The following is a 22,749-nucleotide window of genomic DNA, read 5'->3' on the forward strand; positions in this document are numbered from 1 at the left end:
CCCTCACTCCGCCGCGATCGCCGGCTGCGGCGCCACATAGGTAGCGGCGCATTCCGCCATCACCGCGCTGGCGCGGGAGATAGGGTCCACCTGCCAATAGTTGGTGATGGCCGGCACGAAGGGCTCGCCAGAGAGCGGCCCCTCCCCGCCCGGCCCCGCGCTGTCCGTGCAGCCGCGCACCGGGCCGGCATTCAGCCGGGCCAGCGCCGGGTGGTTCGCCGCCATCTCGCCGCGCAGCGCGTCCAGCGTGTCGAAGGGAAGCGTCACGCCCAGGAACTGCGACGCGGCGCGGATGATGCGCCAATCCTCGCGAGCCTCACCGGGTGGCATGGTGGACAGGCGGCCGCGCTGCACGCGCCCTTCCGTGTTCACGTAGGTGCCGTCCTTCTCGGTATAGGCTGCGCCCGGCAGGATCACGTCGGCGCGCGCAGCGGCGCGGTCCCCGTGGTGGCCTTGGTAGACGACGAAGGTGCCGGCCGGGATGCGCGCCACGTCAAACTCGTCCGCGGCGAGGAGCCACAGCGCATTCACGCCACCGCCCAGCATCCCCTCGACATCATGGCCGCCCTCGCCCGGGACGAAGCCGACATCCAGCGCTCCTACCTGACCACCGAAATGGTGCAGCAAATTGAAGCCGTGCCAGTCCTCGCGGAGCGCATTGACGCTGGCCGCGAGATCCCAGGCGGCCTTCAGCACCGCCGCGCCATCGGGTCGCGCCAAGGCGCCGCGCCCGAGGATGATCATCGGCCGCTCTGCGCCTTCCAGGAAGGAAGCGGCGGCGGCGATGTCCTGCGGCCCCGTGCCGAGCCGCTCAGCGGCATAGGTCAGCTCCGCGTCTGGGCCGATCATGCCGACGCGGAAGCCGCCAGCCAGCCAGCGGCGGCGGATGCGCGCGTTCAGCACCGGAGATTCCAGACGCGGGTTGCTGCCGATGATCACCAGCGCGTCAGCGTCGTCGATACCGGCGATGCCGCTGTTGAACAGGTAGAAATCAGGCCGGGACGCGTCGAGCCGCGCCCCGTCCTGCCGCGCATCGTAGCTGGTCGAGCCGAGCGCGTTCAGCATCTGCTTCAGCGCGAAGAGGCTCTCGGCGTCGCAGGTGTCACCGGCGATGGCGCCCAGGCGCTTGCCCTTGAGGCCCGCCGCGACAGCCTGGAACGCCTCGGCCCAGGAGGCCGCGACCAGCTTGCCATCGCGCCGCACCCAGGGGCGGTCGAGGCGACGGCGCTTCAGACCGTCGATCGCGAAACGCGACCGGTCGGCCAGCCACTCCTCGTTCACCTCGTCATTCTGGCGCGGCAGGACGCGCAGCACCTCGCCCGCGCGGACATCCACGCGGACGGGGGCGCCGAGCGCGTCCATCACGTCCACGCTCTCGATCTTCGAGAGTTCCCAAGGGCGGGATATGAAGGCGTAGGGACGGCTGGTCAGCGCACCGACCGGACAGATGTCGATCAGGTTGCCGGAAAGCTCCGTGCTCAGCGCCTTCTCGACATAGGTGCCAATCTCCATCTGCTCGCCGCGGCCCGTCGCGCCCATCTCGGGCACGCCAGCCACTTCCTGCGAGAAGCGGACGCAGCGCGTGCAATGGATGCAACGGTTCATGATCGTCTTGATCAGCGGACCGACATACTTGTCCTTCACCGCCCGCTTGCCCTCCTCGTAGCGGGAGAAGGACTTGCCGTAGGCCACTGCCTGGTCCTGCAGGTCGCACTCGCCGCCCTGGTCGCAGATCGGGCAGTCGAGTGGGTGGTTGATCAGCAGGAACTCCATGACGCCGCGCCGCGCCTTCCGCACGGTCTCGGTGTCGGTGAAGATCTTCATGCCGTCCATGACCGGGTAGGCGCAGGAGGCGACGGGCTTCGGCGCCTTCTCCACCTCCACGAGGCACATGCGGCAATTGCCGGCGACGCTCAGCCGCTCATGATAGCAGAAGCGCGGGATTTCCTTCCCCGCTGCCTCGCAGGCCTGGAGTGCCGAGGCGCCATTCGGCACCTCGACCTCGATGCCATCGACCGTGACCTTGGCCATCGTTGCTTACTCCGCGGCGAGCGGAACCGTCCGCCCCTGCCGCTCAAGAATCCGTCGTTCCATCTCAGGCCGGAAGTGGCGGATGAGGCCCTGGATCGGCCAAGCCGCCGCGTCGCCCAGGGCGCAGATCGTGTGCCCTTCGACCTGGCGCGTCACCTGCTCGAGCACGTCGATCTCCTCGATCTCCGCCTCGCCGCGCACCATCCGGTCCATCACGCGCTTCATCCAGCCCGTACCCTCGCGGCACGGCGTACACTGGCCGCAGGATTCGTGCTTGTAGAAATGGGCCAGCCGCGCAATCGCGCGCACCACGTCGGTGCTCTTGTCCATCACGATCACACCGGCCGTGCCAAGCCCCGAGCGGTGCTCGCGCAGCGCGTCGAAATCCATCAGCACGTCGTCGCAGATGTGCTTGGGCAGCAGCGGCACCGAGGAACCGCCGGGGATGACCGCAAGCAGGTTGTCCCAGCCGCCGCGCACCCCGCCCGCATACCGGTCGATCAGCTCGCGCAGCGGGATGCTCATCTCCGCCTCGACGTTGCACGGCTTGTTCACGTGGCCGGAAATGCAGAACACCTTGGTGCCGGCATTCTTCGGACGCCCGAACCCGGCGAACCAGCCCGCGCCGCGCCGCAGGATGGTGGGCACCACGGCGATCGTCTCGACATTGTTCACCGTGGTCGGGCAGCCATAGAGCCCCACCGCCGCCGGGAAAGGCGGCTTCAGGCGCGGCATGCCCTTCTTGCCTTCGAGGCTCTCGATCAGCGCCGTTTCTTCGCCGCAGATATAGGCGCCCGCGCCGCGATGAACGTAGAGGTCGAAATCATAGCCGGAGCCGGCCGCGTTCTTGCCAAGCAGCCCGGCCTCATAGGCCTCGGCGATCGCGGCCTCCAGCACCATGGCTTCGTTGTAGTACTCGCCGCGGATGTAGATGTAGCCGGCCACCGCGTTCATCGCGAAGCCGGCGATCAGGCAGCCCTCGATCAGCTTCTGCGGATCGTGACGGATGATGTCGCGGTCCTTGCAAGTGCCGGGCTCGGACTCGTCCGCATTGACCACCAGATAGGCCGGCCGGCCGTCGCTCTGCTTCGGCATGAAGGACCACTTCATGCCGGTCGGGAAGCCTGCGCCGCCGCGGCCGCGGAGGCCGGAGTTCTTGACCTCCTCGATGATCCAGTCGCGGCCCTTGCCGATGAACCCGGCCGTGCCATCCCAGTCACCGCGCATCTTCGCCGCCTGGAGGTTCCAGGGCTGCGTCCCGTAGAGGTTGGTGAAGATGCGGTCCTTGTCGGAAAGCGCCATGGGCTACTCCTCCACACCCGTCAGCGTGTTCGGCCCACCCTCGGGGGCGCTGGTCTGACGGCCGATGACGCTGCCCGGCCGCGGGCGCTCGCCGCGCTTCAGGGCCTCGATGAGCTTCACCGTGCTGTCGTAGTCGAGATCCTCGTAATAGTCGTCATCCACCTGAAGGATCGGCGCATTCACGCAGGCGCCCAGGCACTCCACCTCGGTCAGGGTGAAGTTGCCGTCCGCGCTGGTGTCGCCATAGCCTTTCAGCCCGCCCGCATCCTTGCAGGCGCGCAGCACGTCGTCGGAGCCACGCAGCATGCAGGGCGTCGTGCCGCACACCTGCAGGTGGTACCGGCCGATCGGCTTGGTGTTGAACATGAAGTAGAAGGTTGCGACCTCGTAGACGCGGATCGCCGGCATGCCGAGGCGCTTCGCGATCACGTCCATCGCCACGCGCGGCACCCAGGCGCTGCCAGTCTGCCGGCCCGTCTGCTTCTGAACCACATAGAGCAGCGGGATGACGGCGCTGGCCTGCTTGCCCGCCGGATAGCGGGCGATGAACTTCTCGACCTCGCGCTCGCTCTGCTCGTCGAAGGCGAAATGCGTGGGCTGGTCGTGCTCAGCCTTGCCCTGGGCATGGGTGTGCTCGAAGCCACCGCCGGTGCCCTGGTCGCGCAGGCTGTCGGGGCCGCGTTGGGCCTGGCCCTTCTCCTCGGGACGATCAGTCACCGGTCGATCTCCCCGAACACGATGTCCAGGGAGCCGATGATCGCCACCGCGTCCGCCAGCATGTGCCCCTTGCTGAGCGCCTCCATGGCCTGGAGATGCGCGAAGCCGGGGGCGCGGATCTTGCAGCGATACGGGCGATAGGTCCCGTCGCTGACGAGGAACACGCCGAACTCGCCCTTCGGCGCTTCGGTCACGGTGTAGGTCTGCCCGGCCGGCACGTGATACCCTTCGGTGTAGAGCTTGAAGTGATGGATCAGCGCCTCCATCGAGCGCTTCATCTCGGAGCGCTTGGGGGGGCTGATCTTGCTGTCCGGCATCTTGATCGGGCCGGTGGGCATCTTCAGCAGGCACTGCTCGATGATGCGCAGCGACTGCCGCATCTCCTGCATGCGAACGAGGTAACGGTCGTAGCAGTCGCCATGGCGGCCAACCGGGATCTCGAAATCCACCTCGCTGTACATCTCGTAGGGCTGGCTCTTGCGCAGGTCCCATGCGACGCCCGAAGCGCGAAGATTCGGCCCGCTGAAGCCCCAGGCCATCGCCTGCTCAGCCGTCATGACGCCGATATCCACGGTGCGCTGCTTGAAGATGCGGTTCTCTGTCAGAAGCCCCTCGAGTTCGTCGAGGAAGGCCGGGAACTGCCCCGCCCAGCGCAGAATCTTCTCCGGCAGCTCGGCCGGGATGTCGCGCGAGACGCCGCCAGCGCGAAAGTAGTTGACGTGGTAGTGCGAGCCGCCCGTCATCTCGTACATCTCGAGCAGGTGCTCGCGCTGTTCGAAGCCCCACAGCGCCGGCGTGATCGCGCCGCAATCCAGCGCGTAGGTGGTCACGTTCAGCAGGTGGTTCAGGATGCGCGTGATCTCGGCGAACATGGTGCGGATCCAGCGCGCGCGGGGCGGCACCTGGTCCTCCACGTTCATCAGCTTTTCCTGGGCCAGCACGAAGCTGTGCTCCATGCACATCGGGCTGACATAGTCCAGGCGATCGAAATACGGGTTCGCCTGCAGGTAGGACTTATGCTCGATCAGCTTCTCGGTGCCACGATGCAGCAGGCCGATATGCGGGTCAGCACGCTCCACCACCTCGCCCTTCATCTCGAGGATGAGGCGCAGCACGCCGTGCGCCGCCGGATGCTGTGGGCCGAAATTGATGGTGTGACTGTCCATCTGGACGGTGCGGCGGAACTCACCCGCCTGATCGCCCGGGCCTTCGCCCAGGACGGTGGTCGTCACGCTCATGGCGCCTCGCTCCCCTTCTCGGGGCCCTCGATGCGGTTCAGGTGGACCTTCTCGTCACCGGGGAGCGTGGTCATTGCCTCCCAGGGCGAGAGGAAGTCGAAGTTGCGGAAGTCCTGCGTCAGCTTCACCGGCTCATAGACCACGCGCCCGGCCTCGGCGTCGTAGCGCACCTCGCTGAAGCCGGTCAGCGGGAAGTCTTTGCGGAGCGGATGCCCCTCGAAGCCGTAATCGGTGAGGATGCGCCGCAGATCGGCAAGGCCAGCGAAGGTGATGCCGTACATGTCCCACGCCTCGCGCTCGAACCACGTTGCGGTAGGCCAAAGCAGCGATACGCTGGGCACAGGTTCGCGCTCGTCGGTGGCGACGATCACGCGAACCCGCTCGTTCCGCGTCAGGGACAGCAGGTTGTAGACCACGTCGAAGCGCTCGGCGCGCTCCGGCCAGTCCACGCCGCACACATCCATCAGCAGGGCGAAGTCGAGGGCCGGCGTGTCGCGCAGCAGCAGCATCAGCGCCGGCAGCGCGGCCCGCGTCGTGTGCAGCTCCAGCTCCCGGCCCCAATTGGCGCGGACGAACTCCACCGGCAGGCGGTCGCCCAGCGTGGCGCGGATGTCGTTCTCGAGCGCGTCAACCACGGAGGATGGTTCCCGTCCGGCGAATCTTCCGCTGCAGCTGGAGGATGCCATAGACCAGCGCCTCCGCCGTGGGCGGGCAGCCGGGCACATAGACATCCACCGGCACGATGCGGTCGCAGCCGCGCACCACGCTGTAGCTGTAGTGGTAGTAGCCACCGCCATTGGCGCAGGAGCCCATGGAGATGACCCAGCGCGGCTCGCTCATCTGGTCGTAGACCTTGCGCAGCGCGGGGGCCATCTTGTTGGTCAGCGTGCCGGCCACGATCATCACGTCGCTCTGACGCGGCGAGCCGCGCGGGATGATCCCGAAGCGGTCGAGGTCGTAGCGGGCCATGTAGGCATGGATCATCGGCACGGCGCAGCAGGCCAGGCCGAAGGTCATCGGCCAGAGGCTGCCGGTGCGGGCCCAGTTCACCACCTTGTCCAGGCTGGCGACGACGAAGCCCTTGTCCTCGATCTCGCCGGTCACGGCGCGGACCACCGCGTCCTGCTCGGCGCCGGGGCCAAGCCCCTGCTTGTTCCAGGCGATCTCGTTCATCTCGCCTTACTCCCAGTCCAGGGCGCCCTTGCGCCACTCATAGATGAATCCCACGGTCAGCACGCCCAGGAACCCCATCATGGACAGGAAGCCCAGCCAGCCGATGTCGCCCAGCGCGACCGCCCACGGGAAAAGGAAAGCCACCTCAAGGTCGAAAATGATGAACAGGATGGCGACGAGGTAGAATCGCACGTCGAAGCGCCGCCGCGTGTCGTCGAAAGGCTCGAAGCCGCACTCATAGGCGGAGAGCTTCTCGGCATTCGGCTTCTGCCGCGCCAGAAGAAGGCTGCCACCCACCATGGCGAGGGCAATGCCGGCTGCGATTCCCAGAAAGACAAGAATGGGAAAATACTCGGCGAGCAGGGGCTGCGTCATGGTCCGGCCTTGCTGTCCACTTTGCCTTGGCTTGTGCTTGACTTTGGCCATGCAGCGCGCAAGCCCGCGCCCGGCCCGATGCGGCGCACCATAGGGAAGAACCGCCCGTGCCGCCATAGGGCGACCTGGGAATTTTCCTTAGCACTGCAACAGCTTGAAGCTGGTGCCGACACGTCCTGAATGAAAGGGGAGACTGGCGCGAGTGACGGGGCTCGAACCCGCGACCTCCGGCGTGACAGGCCGGCGCTCTAACCGACTGAGCTACACCCGCGCAGCGTGGAGCGGCGTTTACGGCCCCCACGCGATCCTGTCAACGCGGGGGGAGGAGGAAAGTGGTGGGCGCTGACGGGATCGAACCGCCGACATCCTGCGTGTAAAGCAGGCGCTCTCCCAGCTGAGCTAAGCGCCCCCTGCCCCCCTCCATAGCCCGTCCTCCGCGCAGGACAAGAGCCATGCGCCGGGAACGAAAAAAGCCGGCCTTTCGGCCGGCTTCGGCCCCTACTGGAGGGGCCCGGATCCGTCAGGAACGATACTCAGTTCACGGCGTCCTTCAGGCCCTTGCCGGCCTTGAAGCGGACGGTCGTGCTGGCCGGGATCTTGATCTCCTCGCCGGTACGGGGGTTGCGGCCCTTGCCAGCCTTACGCTTGCTGGTGCTGAAGGTGCCGAAGCCCACTAGGCGAACCTCGCCGCCCTTCTTGGTCAGGGCCGTGGTGATCGCATCGAACACCGCGTCCAGCACCTCGCCGGCCTTGGCCTTGGACATCTCCCCCGTCTCGGCCACAACGCTGACCAGATCCTGCTTGTTCATAGGGTTGCCCCCCCTCTCTCCGCATCCTGCCGGTCGGGGACGATTCCCCGCCGGCACTGGCGGCGACACTAATCGCGGCGTTTCGGCCGCGTCAACCGAAGCGTCGCGCCAAGACCCAGGGATTCATTGGGTTTGCGGCGAATGAACCATGCCCTGACCGCAGAAAGGGGGGCCGAAGCCCCCCTTCCCGTCAGTGCGGACGAACCGCCGGCTCCGGTGTCGCCGGCGGTGGCGGCACCTCCTCCGGCTCGACCCAAGTGATGGGTTCCGGCGCGCGCACCAGGGCGCCCGCAATCACCTCATCCACATGGGAGACGGGCCGGATGGTCAGCGCCTTCTTCACGCTGTCCGGAATCTCCGCGAGGTCCTTCTCGTTCTCCTTCGGGATGAAGACGGTCGTGATGCCGGCCCGCAAGGCCGCCAGCAGCTTCTCCTTCAACCCGCCGATCGGAAGCACGCGGCCGCGCAGCGTGATCTCACCGGTCATCGCAACGTCGCGCCGAACCGGGATGCCGGTCAGCACCGAGACGATAGAGGTCGCCATGGCGATGCCAGCGCTCGGTCCATCCTTCGGAGTCGCCCCTTCGGGAACGTGGACGTGGACGTCACGCTTCTCGAACAGGGTCGGCTTGATGCCGAAGGTGACGGAGCGGCTGCGGACATAGGACAGCGCGGCCTGCACGCTTTCCTTCATCACGTCGCCCAACTGCCCCGTCGGCTTCACATGGCCCTTGCCGGGAACGACCACGCTCTCGATCGAGAGGATGTCGCCACCCACCTCGGTCCAGGCGAGTCCGGTCACCACACCCACCTGATCCTCGCTCTCCGCCTCGCCGTAGCGGAACTTCCGCACGCCGGCATACTTGTCGAGGTTCTTGCGCGTGATGGCGACCTTCTTGGCCTTCTTGGAGACGATCTCCTTGACGGCCTTCCGCGCCAGCCCGCCGATCTCACGCTCGAGGTTCCGGACGCCGGCCTCGCGCGTGTAGTAGCGGACCATGTCGCGGATCGCGTCGTCGGAAAGTGTCCACTCGCCCGGCTTCAGCCCGTTCGCCTCGGTCACCTTCGGAAGTAGGTGGCGCTTGGCGATCTCGACCTTCTCATCCTCGGTGTAGCCGGGGATGCGGATGATCTCCATGCGGTCAAGCAAGGGCTGCGGCATGCGGAGCGAGTTCGCCGTGGTGACGAACATCACGTCCGAGAGGTCGTAGTCCACCTCCAGGTAATGGTCGCCGAAGGTCGAGTTCTGCTCGGGGTCCAGCACCTCCAGCAGCGCGCTCGACGGGTCGCCGCGCCAGTCGGCGCCGAGCTTGTCGATCTCGTCCAGCAGGAAGAGCGGATTCGAGGTCTTCGCCTTCTTCATGCCCTGGATGACCTTGCCCGGCATGGAGCCGATATAGGTCCGCCGGTGGCCACGCACCTCGGCCTCGTCACGCACGCCGCCTAGGCTCATCCGCACGAAGGAGCGGCCGGTCGCCTTGGCGATGCTCTTGCCGAGCGAGGTCTTGCCGACGCCCGGAGGGCCGACGAGGCACAGGATCGGGCCACGGATCTTCTTCGAGCGCGACTGGACAGCCAGGTACTCGATGATCCGCTCCTTGACCTTCTCCAGACCATAATGGTCGGCGTCCAGGACCTTCTCCGCCTCGACAATGTCGTTGCGGACCTTGGAGCGCTTCTTCCAGGGGATGGACAGGATCCAGTCGAGGTAGTTGCGCACCACCGTCGCCTCGGCGCTCATCGGCGACATGGAGCGAAGCTTCTTCAGCTCCGCCATCGCCTTCTCGCGCGCTTCCTTGCTCAGCTTGGTGGCGTTGATCTTGGCCTCGAGCTCGGCGGCCTCGTCCTTGCCCTCCTCGCCTTCGCCCAGCTCCTTCTGGATCGCCTTCAGCTGCTCGTTCAGGTAGTACTCGCGCTGGGTCTTCTCCATCTGCCGCTTCACGCGGTTGCGGATGCGCTTCTCCACTTGCAGGACGCTCATCTCGCCCTCCATGTGGGCAAAGACGCGCTCCAGCCGCTGGCCGACGGCGCCGATCTCGAGCAGCTCCTGCTTCTCGGGGATCTTGATGGAGAGATGCGCCGCCACCGTGTCGGCGAGCTTACCCGCATCCTCGATCTGATTGATCGAGACGAGCACCTCCGGCGCGATCTTCTTGTTGAGCTTGATGTAGCTCTCGAACTGCGAGACGACGGAGCGCATCAGCGGCTCCACCTCGCGACGCTCGGGCGCCTGCTCCTCGATGACCTCGGCGAAGGCCTCGAAATACTGCTTGGTCTCCTTGAAGCCGGCGATGCGCGCACGGCGCCCGCCCTCGACCAGCACCTTCACGGTACCGTCCGGCAGCTTCAGGAGCTGGAGCACGGTGGAAACAGTGCCGACCTCATACAGGTCGGCGCTGCCAGGGTCATCCTGGGCGGCATTCTTCTGGGCGACGAGGAGGATCTGCTTGTCCTCCTTCATCACGGATTCGAGCGCCCTCACCGACTTCTCGCGCCCCACGAAGAGCGGCACGATCATATGCGGGAAGACGACGATATCCCGCAGCGGTAGCACGGGAAGCAACTCGCCGCGGATGGTTTCCGTCATGGGGACCTCTCTAGGGACAGTCGGCCGGGGGCAAGCCCAAAGGCGGCACAAGCCGCCCGGCCACGGGATGGATTCACCATTTGGTCTCGCGCGGCCCTGATTCCAAGGCCGCGGCGCATCAGGCGGAGCTCTGCTCCGCCGGCTTCTCGTTGTAGATGAACAGCGGCTGGGCGCGGTTTTCGGCCACTTCGCGGTTCACCACGACCTCATCCACATCGGTGAGGCCCGGAAGCTCGAACATCGTGCCGAGCAGGATCTGCTCCATGATGGAACGGAGGCCTCGGGCACCCGTCTTGCGCTGGATCGCCCGCTGGGAAACCGACTTCAGCGCGTCCTCGGTGAAGGTGAGCTTGGCTCCCTCCATCTCGAACAGACGCTGATACTGCTTCAGCAGCGCGTTCTTGGGCTTCGTCAGGATCTCGATCAGCGCCCGCTCGTCCAGATCTTCGAGGGTCGCGACCACCGGCAGGCGGCCGATGAACTCGGGGATCAGGCCAAACTTCAGCAGATCCTCCGGCTCCACCTCGCGCAGCACGGTGCCGACGCGCCGCTCCTCCGGATCGCGGACCTCCGCACCGAAGCCGATGCCCGAGCCCTTACCACGCGCGCCGATGATCTTCTCAAGCCCGGCAAAGGCACCGCCGCAGATGAACAGGATGTTGGTCGTATCCACCTGCAGAAATTCCTGCTGCGGATGCTTCCGACCGCCCTGCGGCGGGACAGAGGCGACCGTGCCTTCCATGATCTTCAGCAGCGCCTGCTGAACACCCTCGCCCGACACGTCGCGCGTGATGGAGGGGTTGTCCGACTTGCGGCTGATCTTGTCGACCTCGTCGATGTAGACGATGCCGCGCTGCGCCCGCTCCACGTTGTAATCCGCGGCCTGGAGCAGCTTGAGGATGATGTTCTCCACATCCTCGCCCACGTAGCCCGCCTCGGTCAGCGTGGTGGCGTCCGCCATGGTGAACGGCACGTCGAGGATGCGCGCGAGGGTCTGCGCAAGCAGCGTCTTGCCCGAGCCCGTGGGCCCGATGAGCATGATGTTGCTCTTCGCGATCTCAATGTCGTTGTTCTTCTGGCCCGCGGCCAGACGCTTGTAGTGATTGTGGACCGCGACGGAGAGCACCTTCTTCGCATGGTCCTGCCCGATGACGTAGTCATCGAGGACCTTGCAGATCTCCTTCGGTGTCGGCACGCCATCGCGCGTCTTCACCATATGCGTCTTGTGCTCTTCACGGATGATGTCCATGCAGAGCTCGACGCATTCATCGCAGATGAACACCGTCGGGCCCGCGATCAGCTTGCGGACCTCGTGCTGGCTCTTCCCGCAGAAGGAGCAGTACAGGGTGTTCTTGCTATCGCCAGACTTGCTCATGCCCACTCCTCGCTCCCTCGGCAGGCGTCAGCCCCCGCCCGGAAGGCGCGTTGGCGAATGATAGCCCCCCGGAACCCCCGGGGGGAAGCGCGCCTTCCCCGGGGCACCATCACGCCCCCCGGGGAATTGAAACGTTCCAAAGCCGGTTAGGTTTTCGCCGGCTCGAGAGATGCGGGCCGGGTGGTCACGACCTGATCGATCAGACCGAAGGCCAGGGCCTCCTCCGCCGACATGTAGCTGTCGCGCTCCAGCTTGGCCTCGATGGCCTCGACCGGCTGCCCCGTGTGCTTCACGTAGATCTCGTTCAGCCGCCGACGCAGGGTCAGGATCTCGCGGGCCTGGATCTCGATGTCCGTCGCCTGCCCCTGGGCGCCGCCGGAGGGCTGGTGCACCATCACGCGGGCATTAGGCAGCGCGAAGCGCTTGCCGGCGGCACCGGCGGTCAGCAGCAGGGAGCCCATGGAGGCCGCCATGCCGATGCAGACGGTCGAGACGGGCGAGCGGATGTACTGCATCGTGTCATAGATCGCGAGGCCGGCGGAAACGACGCCGCCCGGAGAATTGATGTAGAACGAAATCTCCTTGTTCGGGTTCTCGCTCTCCAGGAACAGGAGCTGGGCACAGATCAGGGAAGAAACCTGATCGTAAACCGCGCCCGTGAGGAAGATGATCCGCTCCTTCAGCAGGCGCGAATAGATGTCGTAGGCTCGCTCGCCGCGGCTGGATTGCTCCACGACCATCGGAACCAGCGAGTTGTTGTAGATTTCGACCGGATCGCGGTCCCGCATGGAATGTCTTTCCCGAAAAAGTCGCCCGCCCCGGGATGGGCGCGGGCGGCGGGCCGGCCCGGCGAATCACGCCCGGCGCCCTGCCCTCCAGCCCGCATCATGTGGTGCGCCGGGGAGGCAGGAAAAGCCCCCTCCCCCACAGCCACGAAACCCGACCCTGGAGTGGCCGGGGAACGCCGTCAACCGCCCTGGGCGGCCTTCTGCAGCGCCTCGGGCGACATCTCCTCGTCCGTCACCTTGGCCAGCTCGAGCATGAAGTCGACCACCTTCTCCTCGAAGATCGGGGAGCGGAGGTTGTCCATGGCCTGCGGGTTCTTCTGGAAGAACTCGAAGACCTGCTTCTCCTGGCCCGGATAGCGGGCGACTTCCTGGCGCAGGGCGTTGGAAAGCTCCTCGCGCGTCACCTCGATGTTGTTGGTCCGGCCGATCTCGGCGATCAACAGGCCCAGGCGGATGCGGCGCTCGGCGATGGAGCGGTACTCCGCCTTCAGCGTCTCCTCGTCCTTGCCGACATCGTCGCCGTCCAGGCGGCCGGCCTTCATGTCGGCCTCGACGCGCTGCCAGATCTGGGCGAACTCGCCCTCCACCATGCCCTCGGGCACGGTGAAGCTGGCCTGGTCGGCCAGGGCATCGAGCAGCTTGCGCTTCACCGCAAGGCGGGAGGCGGCGTCGTACTCGCCCTGCAGCACCTCGACGATGCGCTCGCGCAGCTTGTCGAAGCTCTCGAGGCCCATCTTCTTCGCCAGCTCGTCGTCATGGGCCGGCTTGGCATAGACCTTGAGGGCCTTCGCGGTCACGGTGAACTCGGCATCCTTGCCGGCCAATTCCGCCGCGCCGTACTCGGCCGGGAACGTCACCTTGACCACGCGTTCCTCGCCCGGGGCCAAGCCTTCCAGCTGCTCGGTGAAGCCGGGGATGAAGCCCGGACCCGCCACTTCGATGGGCATGTCGTTGGCCGAGCCGCCCTGGAACTCCTCGCCACCGATGCGGCCGACGAAGTCGCAGATCAGCACCTCGCCCTTCTGGGCGGCGCGGGCCTCCGTCTCCTCCAGCGAGGCGTTGCGGCGGCTGATGTTGTCCAGCGCCTCCTTCACCTGCTCCTCGCCCGGGGCCGCCTTGGGGCGGGTAAGGTTGATGGAGGCGAAGTCCGGCATCGGGATCTCGGGCAGGATCTCGACATCCACGCGGAACTCCAGGTCGGCACCATCATGGAAGTTGATCAGCTCGATCTTGGGCTGGAGCGCCGGGCGCAGCCCGCGCTCGGACACCACCTTGCCCGTGGCCTCCTGCACCGAGGCTTCCAGCACCTCGCCCATCACGGCCTGGCCGTAGCGGGCCTGGACCACCTTCTGCGGCACCTTGCCGGGGCGGAAGCCAGGGATCTTCATGTCCTTCGCAAGCTCGGCGAGGCGCTTGTCCTTCTGCGCGGCGATGTCGGCGGCGGGCACCACCACCGTGTAGGCCCGCTTCAGACCCTCGTTCGCAACCTCCGTCACCTGCATCGCGCGCAATCCATCCAATCTGTGCCGGGACTTCCAAGTGGTGCGGGCGGAGGGACTTGAACCCCCACGGCTTGCGCCACTGGAACCTAAATCCAGCGTGTCTGCCAATTCCACCACGCCCGCGTCCGTATCCGCGTTCCGCGTCGGAAGCCGGGCGTGTAGCGGAAACCCCCGGCCGCGCCAACCCAGGCTTTGCCCGATCGCTCCTATCTCTGGAGGGCCAGGGCGAAGCCGGGGATATAGGTCGTCAACATCAGCACGGCGAGCATCACCAGGATCTGCGGCCAGATGGCCCGGGAGACGGCGCCGAGCGACAGGCCGCTGATCGCCATGCCCACGAACAGGCAGTAGCCGATGGGCGGGGCCGCCATGCCGATGGCCACATTGGTGACGATGATGGCCCCGAAATGGATCGGGTCCACCCCGAAGCCGTTGCCGATGGCAATCAGCAGCGGTCCCAGCACCACCATGATCGCGATCTCGTCCATCACCGCCGCCAGCAGGAAGAAGGCGATGTTGAGGGCCGCCAGCGCCATCCAGCGCTCGGAGAAGTTGGCGGCCATCCAGGAGGCAAAGTCCACCGCGATCCGCTCCTGCGCCACCAGCACCCCGAACCCGGCGGAGGCGGCGATGATCGCCGTCACCATGGCGCTGGTGCGCATCCCCCGCAGCACCAGGGCCGGCAGGTCGCGCAGGGCGATCCGGCGCTCCACCCAGAGACCGATCACGAGGGCATAGACACAACTCATCGCCGCGGCCTCGGTGGGGGTGAAGACCCCGCCATAGATGCCGCCCAGCACCAGGACAGGGGAAAGCAGCGCCCAGCGACCCTGCACGATGGCCCGTCCCAGCTCACGCCAGCTTGCACGTTCCTGGCGTGGGACGCCGTGCCGGCGGGCATGGAACCAGCAGACGACCAGCAACCCGGCCGCGATGGTGAGGCCCGGCACGACGCCGGAAAGGAACAGCCGGCCGATGGATTGCTCGGCCACGATTCCCCAGATCACGAAGGCGATGGAAGGCGGGATCAGCGGACCCAGCACCCCGGCCGATACGGCGATGGAGGCGGCGAAGGCGGCGGAATACCCACCGGCGACCATGGCCGGGATCATGATGGCGCCGATCGCCGCCGTGGTGGCAGGCGCCGAGCCGGAGATGGCCGAGAACACCACCGCCGCCAGCACCGTGACCATGGCGAGCCCGCCGGTCCGGTGCCGCACGGCAGTGGAAGCCACGTCGACGAGGCGCTGCGACAGCCCGCCAGCCCCCATAATCTCCCCGGCCAGCATGAAGAGCGGGATGGCCAGGAGGCTGAAGCTTTGCGAACCCGCAACCAGCTGCTGCGCCAGGAAGGCGGGCTCCATGTCTGCCAGCAGCAGGGCGAGCGCCGTCACGCCGGCGATGGCGATGGCGAAGGGCAGGCCAAGGATGACGAGCGCGGCGAAGCCGGCCGTCAGGGCGAGGGCGACTCCGCTCATGCCGGCTCAGCCGGCCCGGGAAGCAGCGCGTGTTCCAGCGCGAAGATCATGACCAGCGCCCCGCTCGCCGGTGCCATGGCGGTGAGGATCTCGGTCGGATAGCCGATCGCGGCGGAGATGGAGCCGCCGGTCATCTCGACGAAGCGCAGGCCGGACCAGGCGACGAAGCCGCCCAGCGCCGCTGTCGCCAGGGCCAGGACGCGCCCCCAGGCGCGGCGTGACGCCGGGGGGAGCCGCTCGGGCAACAGAGTCAGTGCGACGTGGAACCCCTCGCGCACGCCGAGGGCGAGACCGCCCAGCGTGGCCCAGGAAAACATGAGCAGCGCCAATTCCTCCGACCATGGCGGCGCCCGGTGAAAGACGTAGCGCATCACGACCTGGAGGAAGATGCTGCCCAGCATGACCGCCGCGGCCAGCACGATGCTGGCGCGCAGCAGCCAGGCGAGGGCGTCGAGCGCGCGTCCCACGCTACTCCGCCGCGGCCAGCGCGTCGCGCACGATGTCGGCGCCGATCTGGCCACGGAAGCTTTCATACATCGGCAGGACAGCGCGGCGGAACGCGGCTGCGTCGGCCACGCGGTTCACCTGCATACCCTTCTGGCCTAGCGAGTCGGCGAGGGTGCGGGCGATGCGTCCCGCCTCCTCCCGCTGGGTTGCCCTCGCAGCGGCCGAGGCCTCGCGCACTGCGGCACGAAGGTCCTGCGGCAGGCGGTCATGCGCACGCTTCGCCATGCACAGCGCGATCATGGAATAGATATGGTTGGTGAGGGACAGGTACTTGGTCACCTCGTTGTACTTGCTGGCGTCGATCACGGCGAGCGGGATCTCCAGCCCGTCCACGGCGCCCTGCTGCACGGCGGTGAAGGTCTCGCCCCAGGCCATGGGGACGGCGGTGCCGCCCAGGGCGTTGAACAGCCCGATATAGATCGGGCTTTGCAGAACGCGGAACTTCACGCCACGCACGTCGCCAGGCTCCGCAACGGGCCGGACATTGTTGATCATCTGGCGGAACCCGCCCTCCATGAAGCCGAGGGCCATCACGCCTCTCGCTTCAAGGCGTTGCGCTAGGCTCGTGCCCACTTGGCCGTCTAGGACGCGGTGCGCTTGCGCCTCGTCCCGGAACAGGAAGGGCATGTCGCAGATCTGGAAGGCCGGCTCGACCTGCGCGACCACGGCATTGGTGATGATGCCGCAATCCACCGTGCCGAGGCGCATGCCGTCCAGGAGGGGCCGCTCGTCGCCCAGCGCGCGATTCGGAAAGAGTTGGACCTCGACGCGGCCGCCGGCGCGGCGTTCCAGCTCGGTCTTGAAGGCGCGGGCACCGATCGCATAGGGGTCCTGCGCGCCATCCGTCGTGGTCCAACCCATGCGAAGCGCCACGCGGTTCTGCGAAAGTGCGGGGGTTGCCAGAAGCGTCGCCGCGCCCAGCCCCGCCAGGCCGCGGCGGCCAATCATCGTCATCATGGATCGTTCCTTTCCCTCGGCCGGCGGGGCCGGCTCCGCGGGCGGAGGCTAGGCACAGGCGCAGGGTGCCGCAAGGATGACGCCATGTCCGATCCTCATGACCCTGGCGGCCGTGTCCGGCTGCGCCTCGCGGAGGACGTGGTGTCCGAAGCCGAGTTCTCTCCTTGCCGGCGCTGGCGCTGGACCCTGGAGCGGCGGTGGGACGGGCGACCCATCGGCAGCCCAGGAGTGGCGGCGGTGATCGGCATGAACCCTTCCACCGCCGACGTGGACGTGGATGACCCGACCGTTCAGGGCGTGATGTGGCGCGCCCGGCACCTCTGGGGGGCAGGGGGCTGCGTGATGCTGAATGCCTTCGCCTATCGCGTCACCGACAAGCGGCGGCTCCTGGAAGTGGACGATCCGGTGGGGGCGGAGAATGATGCCGCCATCGCCCGCCACGCTGCACGCGCCTCGACCCTGGTCGTGGCCTGGGGGCAACCGCCCAAGCCGCTCGCATGGCGAGGGCCGCAGCTTGCGTCCATGCTCGCCGGGCTGGGGCTGCGGCCGCTCTGCTTCGGGGTGAACGGGGATGGCAGCCCGAAGCATCCGCTCTACCAGAGGCGCGATGCGCCCCTCATCCCCTATCCGATCAGGAGCTGAGCGCAAGCATCCAGGATCGTCGCCTCATCCAGCCCGTACTCGGCGTAGAGGTCGGGGAGGTCGCCAGCCTGGCCGAAGCGGTCCACGCCCAGCGCCGCGACGCGTTGCCCGCGCACCGCGCCCAGCCAGTCCAGCGAGGCCGGGTGCCCATCAAGCACCGTAACGAGCCCTGCCTCCGGCGCCAGCGGCGCAAGCAGCGACTCGATGTGGGAGGGAGCAGCGCCCGGCCCGCCGCGTGCCCGGCGGCGGGCTTCCAGCCAGCCCTGGTGCAGCCGGTCGGGGCTTGTGACGGCGAGAAGCCCAGCGCCCGGCTCCTCCTCGCGCAGCGATTCGAAGGCGGCCATCGCCTCGGGAGCGACCGGCCCCTGATAGGCGATAGCGATGCGCGCGCCGGGCGCGGGCGGCACCATCCAGTAGCCGCCGGCGATCACCGCATCCGGGTCCAGATCGCGCTTGGGCTGGGCGAGGCCGCGCGTCGAGAGGCGCAGCCATACGGAGGTACCGTTCTCCGCCTGCATGTACGCGAAGGCGTGGCGCATCAGCACGGCAAGTTCGTCGGCAAAGGCGGGCTCGTAGCTGGATAGCCGGTCCTGCGCCATGCCGATCAGCGGCGTGTTGACCGACTGGTGCTGCCCTCCTTCCGGCGCCAGCGTCAGCCCCGACGGGGTTGAGACCAGCAGGAAGCGCGCATCCATGTAGCAGCCGTAGATCAGCGCATCGAGGCCACGATTGACGAAGGGATCGTACACCGTCCCGATCGGCAGCAGCCGCGCGCCATAGAGGGAATGGGCAAGGCCGCACGCCGCCAGCACGAGGAACAAATTCTGCTCGGCGATGCCGAGTTCGATGTGCTGCCCCTCGGGCGACATGCCCCATCGTTGCGCCGAGGCCAGCTTGGCGTCGCGGAACACGTCGTTCTTCTTGTGCCGGTCGAAGATGCCGCGCCGGTTCACCCAGGGACCCAGATTGGTGGAGACGGTCACGTCCGGGCTGGTGGTGACGATGCGTGAGGCCAGGGGGCCGTATTCCCCCTCCCCGCGGCCGATGCCGGCCAGGATTTCGCCGAAGGCGGCCTGGGTGGAAAGTTTGCGCCCTTCCGGCACCTTGGGAATCGGGAACGCATCGGGCACCGGAATGGTCGGGGCGGACAGGCGCCGCCCCTCGGGCGTCAGCGGCTTGGCGAAGGGCGCATCCTCGACGATGCGGCGCAGCTCCGCCTCCGGGAAGGGAAGCCCCTCGAACGGGTCCCATTCATGGCCGGGACGGATGTCCATCTCCGCCCGGAACCCCTCCATCTGCTCCTTGGTCATCAGCCCGGCATGATTGTCCTTATGCCCGGCAAAAGGCAGGCCCATGCCCTTGATGGTGTAGGCGATGAAGCAGGTGGGCTGGTCCCCGGCGGCGTCCTGGGCGCGGAAGGCTTCAAGCAGCGTTTCGACGTCATGCCCGCCGAGATTGGTCATCAGCCCGGCCAGTTCATCATCGGAGAGCGGGTCGATGATCGCCCGCACCCCAGGCTCGCGGCCCAGCTCTGCCAGGAGCGCCGCGCGCCACGCGGTGCCGCCCTGGAAGGTGAGCGCCGCGTAGAGACTATTGGGGCAGTCATCGATCCAGCGGCGCAGCGCCTCGCCGCCCTCGCGGGCGAAGGCGGCCTGGAGCTTGCGGCCATATTTCAGGGTGACGACATTCCACCCCATGTCGCGGAATAGCCCCTCGATGCGGCCGAAGAGGCGGTCCTGCACCACGGAATCGAGACTCTGGCGGTTGTAGTCCACGACCCACCAGACATCGCGGATATCGTGCTTCCAGCCTTCGAGCAGGGCTTCGTAGATATTGCCCTCGTCCAGCTCCGCGTCGCCGACGATGGCCACGTGGCGCCCGGCCGGCACGCCCGGGGGCGCGAGATCCTTCAGCCGGACGTAATCCTGCACGAGCGATCCGAACGAGGTCAGCGCCACGCCAAGCCCGACCGAGCCGGTGGAGAAATCCACCTCCGCCCCGTCCTTCATGCGGGAGGGATAGGGTTGGATGCCGCCGAACTGGCGCAGCGTCTCCATCCGCTCCGGCGACTGGCGGCCCATCAGCAGGTTGATGGCGTGGAAGACCGGCCCTGCATGAGGCTTCACGGCCACGCGATCCGCGGGCCGCAGCACCTCGAAATACAGCGCCGTCATGATGGACACGCAGGAGGCGCAGGAGGCCTGGTGCCCACCGACCTTCAGCCCGTCCCGGTTGGGACGGACGTGGTTGGCGTGGTGGATCATCCAGGCGGACAGCCAGAGCAGCTTGCGTTCGATGGCGTGCAAGAGCTCGATACGCTGCGCCTCGGCCGGGGTGTGGGCGCGCTGCGCCAGGGCCTGCTGATTCATCGGGGTTCCTCCGGCTTGTCCCCGACTCTACCCGGGATTCAGCTCTTCACAAGTTTCCGAACATGGGCGGACATGGCGCGCTTGCCCTCACCCGCATAGGCCTCGTGGTTGTCTTCGATCGCCTCGGGGTCATAGAGGTAGTTGACCATCATCCCCGCGCTCTCGCGCATGCCCTTGGCGCTGATGTCGCCGCGCCAGTTCAGCCGCTCGATCCGCGCGCCGTTGCTCAGGTGGAAATGCGCGACTGGGTCGGCGGCGCGCTTCGGGTTCCGCCCGCCTTCCACGGCGAGGTAGCGCAGGCAGAGGCGGTTCAGCACCGGTTCCAGCGCCTTCATGGTGGGCATGTCCCAATCCTTGCGCGCCATCAGCATCTGCAGCGCGGCGAGGCCCGAGGTGCCGGGCGCGGCCTGGGCCGCCTGGCGCAGCGACTCCGTCTCCTCGGGCGTCAGCAGCCCTTCGGCCCCAGCCTCCTCCCGCGCCGCGAGCCAGCGGCAGAAGCCGGGGATGGGCGAGAGGGTGGCGAAGTTGCGCAGGTTGCGGAATTCCTGGCTCAGCACGTCGACCACGCGCTTGATCAGGAAGTTGCCGAAAGCGATGCCGTCCAGGCCGCGCTGGCAGTTGTTGATGCTGTAGAAGATGGCGGTGTCGGCCTTGGCCGGGTCCATCACATCCGCCGTCGGGTCCAGAAGGGCCTGGACGCTGCCGGCGAGGCCCTGGACCAGCGCGATCTCCACGAAGATCAGCGGCTCCTCAGGCATGCGGGGGTGGAAGAAGGCGTAGCAGCGTCGGTCGCTGTCCAGACGGTTCTTCAGGTCTTCCCAGCTTTCGATGCGGTGCACCGCCTCGTATCGGATCAGCTTCTCGAGCAGGGCGGCGGGGCTGTTCCAGTCGATGCGGCGCAGCTCCAGGAAGCTCACATCGAACCAGGAGGCGAGCAGCGTCTTGAGATCCGCCTCAAGCGCTCGCAGCAGCGGGTCGTCGCCCATCAACCCCAGCAGGTCCTCGCGCAGATCCACCAGCAGCTTCACCCCGTCGGGAATGCCGGTGAACTGCGTCATGAGACGGACGCGCGGGCTTTCCAGCGCGCGGCGCAGCGCGACCTTGGCCGCGGCCTTGCCGGCCACGTCGGTGGCGCTGGTCCATTGGGCCATGGCGTTCTCGACGGCGACGGGGTCGGCGTCGAACTCAGCCAGGGTGCGGAGGAAGGAGAGCCGGTCGGCCGCAGGCAGGGAGCGATAGGCCGCTGCAAGCTTTGCCGCGCGCGCGCGCGCGGAAACTTCGCCGCCCCGCGCGGCCAGGCAGGCCCGCATCTGTTCGGCGATCGAGAGTTCTTCTTCGCGGCCCGAGACCCGCTCCGCCATATCCCGCCAAAGGCCTGTCACGCGGCGGAGAGCACGGTCCACCAGGGTTTCGGCGGGAATTACGGCGACGTCGGACATCAAGCTTCTCTCCGGGTGGTTGCATATCCTAACGCCGCAACATGCAGAAATGTAGCGTGAATTTGCTGTGGCAGATCCTCGGCGATCATGCCAGGACCGGCCCTGCGCGCCGCCTCGCCGTGCAGCCAGGCCGCTGCGCAGGCCGCTTCGAAGGATGGCATTCCCTGGGCCAGCAAGGCGGCGGCGATACCGGCCAGCACGTCTCCAGTTCCGCCGCTGGCCAGCCAAGCGGGTGCGTTGTCGTTGATGGTCGCTCGCCCGTCAGGTGCCGCCACCACCGTGTCGCTGCCCTTCAACAGGACAACTGAGCCAGATTGGGATGCGGCCCTCCTTGCCGCGCCGAGCCGATCGTTCCCGACCTCGCCGAAGAGCCGGGCGAACTCGGCCGAGTGGGGCGTCATGATCGCCGCACCCTCCAACCGGTCCGCGTGCCCGGCGAGGGCGGTGAGTGCCCCCGCGTCGAGGACAAGCCGCTTTCCGGCGGCGAGCAGCGCGGCGACCGCTCCACGCGTCGTGGCATCCGGGGGTAGGCCCGGGCCCACGCAGAAGACGTCGCGCCGCCCGTCCTCCAGCAGCGCTTCGGGCCAATCACCGGTAAGGGTCAGGGCGCCCGGTTCTGCCATGCGGTGGGCGCGCGCCGCCTCCCCCGACTCGCAAGCCAGGGTAACGAGGCCGGCCCCGGCGCGGCGCGCACCCCGCGCCGCCAGCAGCGCGGCGCCCGACATCGCGTCGGAGGAAAGAATGGTGACATGCCCGCGCGCGTGCTTGTGCGTCGCAGCCCCAGGCTGCGGAAGCTGCCACAGCGTCGGGTTGTTGCGGAAGGTGCGGGGAGCGATCCGCTCCAGCACCGCTTCCGGTAAGCCGATCTCCGCCAGCAACGTTTCGCCGCACAGGTCGCGCCCGGGCAGGAGAAGATGGCCCGGCTTCAGCCGAAAGAAGGTGACGGTCAGTGCCGCTTGCGGCGCAAATCCGTGCACCGCGCCGGTCGCGCCATCCACCCCGCTCGGCACGTCCACCGCCACGATGGGCGCCCGGATGACAGAGAGGGTTTCCGCCACAAGCCCATCCACCGCGCGCGACAGGCCAGCGCCGAACACCGCGTCCACCACCAGCCCGGCGCGCGCCACGGATGCGGGCGCGAAGGGGCGAACGGGGCCGCGCCAGCGCGCGGCGGCACCTACCGCATCGCCGCCGGGTGGGGCTAGCGGCGCCACGGCAACATCCCAGCCCGCACGCTCCAGGTGCCGCGCCGCGACATACCCGTCGCCGCCATTATGCCCCGGCCCGGCCAGCACCAAGACCGGGGCCGGCCGGAAGCGCGACCGGATCGCGTGCGCCACGGCTGTCCCGGCCGCCTCCATCAGCGCCGGTCCGTTTCCGGCGAGGCGGTCGGCCTCGGCCATCTCGGTGGGGGACAGCAATTCGCTGGGGGTTGCGGCACGGCTGATCATCGCGCTCAT

General features: G+C 67.6%; 19 protein-coding genes and 3 tRNA genes. 1 reads left to right on the forward strand and 21 read right to left on the reverse strand.

Annotated features, from left to right (window positions below; genetic code table 11):
- Positions 1–3: 3 nt before the first annotated feature.
- The 18 genes from nuoG to JTJ31_RS02860 form a co-directional block, all read right to left on the reverse strand.
- Positions 4–2,031 carry an NADH-quinone oxidoreductase subunit NuoG gene (gene nuoG / locus JTJ31_RS02775; protein ID WP_207537054.1) on the reverse strand — a complete coding sequence of 676 codons (2,028 nt, stop codon included), beginning with the start codon at positions 2,029–2,031 and terminating at the stop codon, positions 4–6.
- Between the two features lie 6 nt (positions 2,032–2,037).
- Positions 2,038–3,333: an NADH-quinone oxidoreductase subunit NuoF gene (gene nuoF, locus JTJ31_RS02780; RefSeq protein ID WP_207537055.1), complete on the reverse strand. Its 1,296-nt coding sequence runs from the start codon at positions 3,331–3,333 to the stop codon at positions 2,038–2,040.
- A gap of 3 nt (positions 3,334–3,336) precedes the next feature.
- On the reverse strand, positions 3,337–3,999 hold the full coding sequence (gene nuoE / locus JTJ31_RS02785; protein WP_207537306.1) for an NADH-quinone oxidoreductase subunit NuoE: 663 nt from the start codon (positions 3,997–3,999) through the stop codon (positions 3,337–3,339).
- 47 nt (positions 4,000–4,046) lie between these two features.
- Positions 4,047–5,216: an NADH-quinone oxidoreductase subunit D gene (locus JTJ31_RS02790; protein ID WP_408015379.1), complete on the reverse strand. Its 1,170-nt coding sequence runs from the start codon at positions 5,214–5,216 to the stop codon at positions 4,047–4,049.
- Between the two features lie 68 nt (positions 5,217–5,284).
- The gene (locus tag JTJ31_RS02795; RefSeq protein WP_408015370.1) at positions 5,285–5,923 is read right to left on the reverse strand and encodes an NADH-quinone oxidoreductase subunit C; all 639 of its coding nucleotides are present in this window, start codon (positions 5,921–5,923) and stop codon (positions 5,285–5,287) included.
- Positions 5,916–6,461 carry a NuoB/complex I 20 kDa subunit family protein gene (locus JTJ31_RS02800; RefSeq protein WP_207537058.1) on the reverse strand — a complete coding sequence of 182 codons (546 nt, stop codon included), beginning with the start codon at positions 6,459–6,461 and terminating at the stop codon, positions 5,916–5,918. The genes JTJ31_RS02795 and JTJ31_RS02800 overlap by 8 nt, the downstream gene beginning before the upstream one ends.
- Positions 6,462–6,467: 6 nt before the next feature.
- Positions 6,468–6,836: an NADH-quinone oxidoreductase subunit A gene (locus JTJ31_RS02805; RefSeq protein ID WP_207537059.1), complete on the reverse strand. Its 369-nt coding sequence runs from the start codon at positions 6,834–6,836 to the stop codon at positions 6,468–6,470.
- Positions 6,837–7,030: 194 nt separating this feature from the next.
- Positions 7,031–7,107: transfer RNA gene (locus JTJ31_RS02810), tRNA-Asp, on the reverse strand.
- A gap of 62 nt (positions 7,108–7,169) precedes the next feature.
- Positions 7,170–7,245 (reverse strand) — tRNA-Val (locus JTJ31_RS02815).
- Positions 7,246–7,369: 124 nt separating this feature from the next.
- On the reverse strand, positions 7,370–7,645 hold the full coding sequence (locus tag JTJ31_RS02820) for an HU family DNA-binding protein (protein ID WP_207537060.1): 276 nt from the start codon (positions 7,643–7,645) through the stop codon (positions 7,370–7,372).
- Positions 7,646–7,835: 190 nt separating this feature from the next.
- Positions 7,836–10,232 carry an endopeptidase La gene (lon, locus tag JTJ31_RS02825; protein ID WP_207537061.1) on the reverse strand — a complete coding sequence of 799 codons (2,397 nt, stop codon included), beginning with the start codon at positions 10,230–10,232 and terminating at the stop codon, positions 7,836–7,838.
- A 118-nt stretch (positions 10,233–10,350) separates the two neighbouring features.
- Positions 10,351–11,607, reverse strand: coding sequence for an ATP-dependent Clp protease ATP-binding subunit ClpX (gene clpX / locus JTJ31_RS02830; protein ID WP_207537062.1), 1,257 nt, complete (start codon positions 11,605–11,607; stop codon positions 10,351–10,353).
- A gap of 146 nt (positions 11,608–11,753) precedes the next feature.
- Positions 11,754–12,395, reverse strand: a complete 642-nt coding sequence (clpP, locus tag JTJ31_RS02835; RefSeq protein WP_207537063.1) for an ATP-dependent Clp endopeptidase proteolytic subunit ClpP — start codon at positions 12,393–12,395, stop codon at positions 11,754–11,756.
- A gap of 179 nt (positions 12,396–12,574) precedes the next feature.
- A complete protein-coding gene (gene tig, locus JTJ31_RS02840) occupies positions 12,575–13,897 on the reverse strand; it encodes a trigger factor (RefSeq protein WP_207537064.1) in 1,323 nt (440 codons plus the stop codon).
- 38 nt (positions 13,898–13,935) lie between these two features.
- Positions 13,936–14,020 (reverse strand) — tRNA-Leu (locus tag JTJ31_RS02845).
- Between the two features lie 83 nt (positions 14,021–14,103).
- Positions 14,104–15,375, reverse strand: coding sequence for a TRAP transporter large permease (locus tag JTJ31_RS02850; protein ID WP_207537065.1), 1,272 nt, complete (start codon positions 15,373–15,375; stop codon positions 14,104–14,106).
- Positions 15,372–15,842: a TRAP transporter small permease gene (locus JTJ31_RS02855; RefSeq protein ID WP_207537066.1), complete on the reverse strand. Its 471-nt coding sequence runs from the start codon at positions 15,840–15,842 to the stop codon at positions 15,372–15,374. Before JTJ31_RS02855 ends, JTJ31_RS02850 begins: the two co-directional genes overlap by 4 nt.
- 1 nt (position 15,843) lies before the next feature.
- The gene (locus JTJ31_RS02860) at positions 15,844–16,839 is read right to left on the reverse strand and encodes a TRAP transporter substrate-binding protein (RefSeq protein WP_207537067.1); all 996 of its coding nucleotides are present in this window, start codon (positions 16,837–16,839) and stop codon (positions 15,844–15,846) included.
- An 84-nt stretch (positions 16,840–16,923) separates the two neighbouring features.
- On the opposite strand from JTJ31_RS02860, the gene JTJ31_RS02865 reads away from it, so the two are divergent.
- Positions 16,924–17,481 carry a DUF1643 domain-containing protein gene (locus tag JTJ31_RS02865; RefSeq protein ID WP_207537068.1) on the forward strand — a complete coding sequence of 186 codons (558 nt, stop codon included), beginning with the start codon at positions 16,924–16,926 and terminating at the stop codon, positions 17,479–17,481.
- On the opposite strand, the gene JTJ31_RS02870 is transcribed toward JTJ31_RS02865, so the two are convergent.
- The 3 genes from JTJ31_RS02870 to JTJ31_RS02880 are packed head-to-tail and all read right to left on the reverse strand — an operon-like array spanning position 17,463 to position 22,749.
- Positions 17,463–19,850: a 1-deoxy-D-xylulose-5-phosphate synthase N-terminal domain-containing protein gene (locus JTJ31_RS02870; protein WP_207537069.1), complete on the reverse strand. Its 2,388-nt coding sequence runs from the start codon at positions 19,848–19,850 to the stop codon at positions 17,463–17,465. The two genes, JTJ31_RS02865 and JTJ31_RS02870, sit on opposite strands and share 19 nt — an antisense overlap.
- Positions 19,851–19,888: 38 nt before the next feature.
- Positions 19,889–21,289 (reverse strand): malonyl-CoA decarboxylase, encoded by a 1,401-nt coding sequence (locus JTJ31_RS02875; RefSeq protein WP_207537070.1) that lies wholly within the window; start codon positions 21,287–21,289, stop codon positions 19,889–19,891.
- Complete coding sequence (locus JTJ31_RS02880) at positions 21,289–22,749, reverse strand: NAD(P)H-hydrate dehydratase (protein ID WP_328805650.1); 1,461 nt, start codon at positions 22,747–22,749, stop codon at positions 21,289–21,291. Before JTJ31_RS02880 ends, JTJ31_RS02875 begins: the two co-directional genes overlap by 1 nt.

The sequence above is a fragment of the Sabulicella rubraurantiaca genome (assembly GCF_017355885.1).
GTDB classification, from domain to species: domain Bacteria; phylum Pseudomonadota; class Alphaproteobacteria; order Acetobacterales; family Acetobacteraceae; genus Roseococcus; species Roseococcus rubraurantiacus.